Genomic DNA, 5,113 nt, shown 5'->3' on the forward strand with positions numbered 1-5,113 from the left:
TTCGGCGAGTTCGGCGAAGGCGGCTTCGGCCCAGTCATCGGGGAGTTCGTCGTAGTCGGTCTCGCTGAGGTAGTCGGGAACGGCGTCGATCAGGAAGGCGTAGAGAAGGCGGGGTCCGACACCGAGGCGGCGTGCGTCCATCGCCGCCTCCAGCAGAGCCTTGGCCGCCGGGCCGGCGTGCTGGTAGCGGTTGAGGAGTTCTGGAGCGCCGGCCAGGTCCTGGGTCACTCGCCCGCCGGTACGAGCCCGGGTGAGAGCATCACCAAGAAGCCGGTCACCGCCCTCGGCAAGGAGTTCGGCCGCCGCCAAGGCCCGGGAGTCGAACACGTCGGGGACGGCTACGGTACGGCCGGCGAGCAGTTCCCGGACCCGGCTGTGCGGATCGGCTGCTCCCGGTGCGGGCAGCGCCGTGTACTGGCGGGCATACTCGGGCCAGAGCGTGCCCAGCACCAGGATGGGCCCTCGCTCCGGGCTCACCAGCAGATGGTGCACGGCCGCCGCGACCCTCTCACCCGCCGTCCCGTCGCCGAGGTAGTGCTGGGCCTCGTTCAGCCACACCACCGTCCGCGGCCCGACACCGTGCAGATCTTCCAGCGCGGCCTGCGCGCGGGTCGGGTCGAACGGATGCCACAGCAGCCACCCCCGGTCGGCGAGCGGCTGCACCGCCTCCCAGCCCGCCCGCGTCTTCCCCGTCGACGAGGTGCCCACCAGGAACACGATCCGGCTGTGCCCCGCTGCGGCATCCCGGACCGCATCCCCCAGCACCTGGTCATGATCGCGGTACACATACCCGGGCAACGCCCGTACCGCGAGCCGACTGGACCCTGGAGTTCCGCTGGCGGGTCCGGCGGGATGAACCTCCAGGGCGTGCGGGTCCCACTCCCCGATCGGACGCCCCGGCCCGCCCGCCGGCATCGCGCCCGACACTTCGGCTGCGGTGCGCTGCAACTCCAGCAACTCCGGCAACGGCAGCTTCAGCACACCGTTCAGCCTTTCCACCGTCTGCGCAGACGGCACAGACTTCTTGGCCGACAGAGCTTCCGACACCGTGGTACGTGACAGCCCCGCCAGGCCGGCGAGCTCCGTCTGATTCAACCGGGCCCGTCTCATCCCACCCGACAGCCTCCCGCGCAGATCGGTAAGCGCCCGATTCTGGACATTCTCCTCGTGCTCCACGTGTACCCGCCCCCGGCCATGATGTGTTCGCCGGTGTCCATCTTCGCTCCGGCGGACCACGGCGCACACCGTTTCCAGGACCTTCGACCACGTCAACACCCCACCGCACACAGGGAGCTTGCCGTGAACGTCGCCGTCGTCCTCCAGACCACCGCCCTCGTGATCGTCGTCGCGCTGCTGGTCGCGGCCGGCACGGGCAAGCTCGCCCGTATTGACGGCGCCACCTACCCCGCCGCCCTCACCCGCGCCGCCACTGCCTTCGCCGCAGTCATCACCCTCGCCGCCACCGTCACCGCAGCCCTCGCCACCCTCATCCCCTGACCCAACCCGCCACCAGCCCTGCCAACGGGCCGTTGTTCATCCGAACCCCCAGGTTCGAGGCGCAGCCAGTCTCACCGAGACGGACAGTCCGCAGGCCAGACTCCCCAGCTGCACCACTTTCTTTGACTCGGCAGACCACGTCCGAACCCCTCACACCGCCCATGACACATCGGAGGACAGCGACGTCTCACTCCAAAATGACAACCTCCAGCCCAGACCTCGCCGACCAACGAACCTCATTGAGAAGGACATCGAGGCTGCTGGTGCGGCAACTGATCGGCGGTGCTGGTCGTCCTTGAGGCATGACGTCTGGAACCTCCGTCCCGTCCTCAACTCCGCCGCGCTGGCGGCACTGCGGCCAGGGAAGCTCCTTAACTGATCCGGTCGGTTGTCGCGGCATCGGTGTGGTTGGGCATGCCGCGTGTCTGGCCCACCTGCCAGAGGCCGAACTAACCGTCTATCTCGCCACCCTGTCGCCCGGAGCGGACATAGACCACCGCAGCACTACCTTCACTCCAGACCTCCTGGTCCGTTTACTCAACGCCCTGCGCCACGCCACCGGACGTCTTCACTTCGGCGCTGCCCAATTCGGTAGGGCGACGTTCACCGGCCGTGCCTGGTTCGGCGAGGCGACGTTCACCGGCCACGCCGGATTCGGCGGCGCCACGTTCACCGGCCACGCCGGATTCGGCGGCGCCACGTTCAACAGCGACGCCAGGTTCGGCGGCGCCACGTTCAACAGCGACGCCAGGTTCGGCGGCGCCACGTTCAACAGCGACGCCGGATTCGGCGGCGCCACGTTCAACAGCGACGCCAGGTTCGGCGGCGCCACGTTCACCGGCCACGCCGGATTCGGCGGCGCCACGTTCAACAGCGACGCCAGGTTCGGCGGCGCCACGTTCAACAGCGACGCCAGGTTCGGCGGCGCCACGTTCAACAGCGACGCCGGATTCGGCGGCGCCACGTTCAACAGCGACGCCGGATTCAGCGGTGCAACGTTCATCGGCCCCGCCGAGTTCAGGGGGGCGACGTTCAACAGTGACGCCTGGTTCGGCGAGGCAACGTTCAACAGCGCCGCCTGGTTCGGTGGGGCGACGTTCACCGGCCGTGCCTGGTTCGGCGAGGCGACGTTCACCGGCCGTGCCTGGTTCGGCGAGGCGACGTTCACCGGCCACGCCGGATTCAGGGCGGCGACGTTCAACAGCGACGCCATGTTCAGGGGGGCGACGTTCAACAGCGTCGCCAGGTTCAGGGGGGCGACGTTCAACAGCGACGCCGGATTCGACGAGGCGACGTTCACCGGCCGCGCCGGCTTCGACGGGGCGACGTTCAACAGCGACGCCAGGTTCGGCGAGGCGACGTTCACCGGCCGCGCCGGGTTCCGCAGGGCGACGTTCACCGGCCCCGCCGGGTTCCGCGGGGCGAAGTTTACGAGCGACGCCGGGTTCAACGAGGCGCAATTCGAGAAGGTGTCGCACGTAGGGCCGCTGGTGTGTGGTGGGCGGGTGGTGCTGGACGGTGCTGTATTCCAGGAGCCGGTGACGGTGGAGATCGCTGCCCGCCGGGTGAGCTGTGCGCGTACCCGGTGGGCGGCGACGGCCACGCTGCACCTGCGCTACGCCGAGTTGGACCTGCGGGACGCGGTCTTCGAGTACCCCGTGTTGGTCGCCGCCCGCCCTGACCCATTTCGCCACGGTTCGGAACCTCCTGGCCCGCTGCCGGAGGTATGGCTGTTCGGCTTGGACCCCGGTGTGCGTCTGGTGTCGGTGGGCGGGGTGGATGCGGCGCATTTGGCGCTGCATGACATCGACCTGAGCGGGTGCCGGTTCGCTGGTGCTGTCCATCTCGACCAGCTGAAGGTGGACGGCTGGTGCACCTTCGCCACCACCCCGACCGGATGGGATCACCGGTTCCCCTGGCGGTGGAGCCGACGCAACACCCTGCCGGAGGAGCACCACTGGCGGGCGCGCACCAACAGCCGCCCCGGCCGACCTGCCGCCCGCGGCTGGACGGCCCCGCCGGAGGACGCCCCGGCGCTGAAGCCGGCGGCGGTGGCCGCCCTGTATCGGCAGTTGCGAAAGTCCTTGGAGGACGGCAAGAACGAGCCGGACGCCGCCGACTTCTACTACGGCGAATGCGAGATGCGCCGCCACGACACCCTCCGCCCCTTCGGCGAGCGTGTGCTGCTGATCCTCTACTGGGCGTTGTCGGGCTACGGACTGCGCGCCACCCGCGCCCTGAGCTGGCTGGTGGCCGCCATGGCCGCCACGATCACGGTGATGGTGCTGTGGGGCCTGCCCGCCAACGATCCGAAACCGCAGACCACCGGTCAGCAGGTCGGCGCTGGGCAGGACCTCACTCTCACCACCGAGACCCCCGCCCCCCGCAACCCGACCGATGCGCTGAGCGAACGTGTCACCACCGAGCGGTTCGAAAAGGGGCTGCGTGTGGTGATCAACTCGGTGGTCTTTCGCTCTTCCGGGCAGGACCTGACGACCGTCGGCACCTACGCCGAGATGACCTCCCGCCTCACCGAACCCGTCCTTCTCGGCCTCTCGGTCCTGGCCGTGCGCAGTCGCGTCAAACGCTGACCACCGGACCGCGAGGCTAACCGCACACGTTGGGGCTGCTGAGCGCCGAAGGGACCGGTGCGCGGGCACGGCCCCGCGCCGCCGCAGGGAAGGTCCGCCAGGGCGAGGAGCGTGGTCTCCAGGAGACAGGAGGTCAAAACGATGTAGGTACCGCCCGTGGCCCCTGGCGGCCGTCTGCGGAACTGCGGGTTGGTGTGAGGGACGGACCCACGGGTCTCGGGTCGCCCCGGTCACCAGGCGCCCGCGCCCGGTGACCGGGGTGCGGCCAACACCGGCCCGTGCCCTTGCGGTTCGGGCTGCCGGGCGGCTGCCGTGGTACGACGGGCCTGCTGCACCGCGGCGTCGCGTGCGGCGGATTCCCGAATATGGCGCTGCGGGTCCGAGTGGGCGATCCGCTGCCGCAGTTCCTGTTCGGCACGCAGAGCGGTGGCGTCCGCTCGGAGCGTCTGGGCGCGGGCTCTCATCGTGACCACCTGGGTGCGTCCGTGGCGTACCGCGTCGAGGAGTTGGGTGTCGATGCGTTCGGCGAGCGCGGGCAGCCGCTCTCGCATGGTGGTGAGCTGCTGGCGCATCTGGACCGGGTCGGCCAGCGGGGTGCCGGTGCTGTTCCCGGCCCCCAGATATTCGGCGTAAGGGCTGGTTCCGGCCGCGTGCCAGGCGTCGCGGCGTGCGGTCTGTGATGCCGTCCGGGCGCGGCGCTCTTCGGTCTCGGCTTCGACCGCCTGTCGGGTGTAGTGGGTGAGGAGGTCGCGTTGTTCTGCGCGTGAGGTTCCGGCCAGCCGAAGGGCGATCCGGCCGCGTTCGGCTCCCTTGGTGATCGCGGCGCAGAACTGGCGGGCCTGGGTGGCGGTCTTGGCCGCTTCGGCGGCGTTGTGTGCCTCGTGTTCGGCGGCGGTGGCCAGGCGCAGGGCGCGGTCGAGGAGGGTGCCTGTTTCGGTGGCGGCTTTCTGCCCGCGGGAGGGTTGGGCGGCTGCTTCGGCGGCGCGGGCGGTCATCTCGCGGGCCTTGTCCCCTGCGGCGCGTTC

Annotated in this window: 2 protein-coding genes and 2 pseudogenes; 2 read left to right on the forward strand and 2 right to left on the reverse strand. The window is 70.0% G+C overall.

Translation table 11 applies throughout. From position 1 onward, the window contains the following. A pseudogene (locus tag GXP76_RS33870) lies at positions 1 to 1,017 on the reverse strand (hypothetical protein); the annotation flags it as partial. A 282-nt stretch (positions 1,018 to 1,299) separates the two neighbouring features. Between GXP76_RS33870 and GXP76_RS33875 the strand changes: the two are divergent. Then, on the forward strand, positions 1,300 to 1,497 hold the full coding sequence (locus tag GXP76_RS33875; RefSeq protein WP_242575454.1) for a hypothetical protein: 198 nt from the start codon (positions 1,300 to 1,302) through the stop codon (positions 1,495 to 1,497). 302 nt (positions 1,498 to 1,799) lie between these two features. Continuing rightward, positions 1,800 to 4,088, forward strand: a complete 2,289-nt coding sequence (locus tag GXP76_RS33880) for a pentapeptide repeat-containing protein (protein ID WP_242575455.1) — start codon at positions 1,800 to 1,802, stop codon at positions 4,086 to 4,088. A gap of 230 nt (positions 4,089 to 4,318) precedes the next feature. Here the strand turns inward: GXP76_RS33880 and GXP76_RS33885 are convergent. Continuing rightward, positions 4,319 to 5,113: pseudogene (locus GXP76_RS33885) on the reverse strand (hypothetical protein); the annotation flags it as partial.

It is taken from the genome of Streptomyces sp. NP-1717 (assembly GCF_022695985.1).
Lineage (GTDB): Bacteria > Actinomycetota > Actinomycetes > Streptomycetales > Streptomycetaceae > Streptomyces.

Bases quoted from the DNA above. Each gene is read 5' to 3' on its own strand.
- GXP76_RS33880 (WP_242575455.1), top strand. From the start codon at position 1,800: ATGACGTCTGGAACCTCCGTCCCGTCCTCAACTCCGCCGCGCTGGCGG.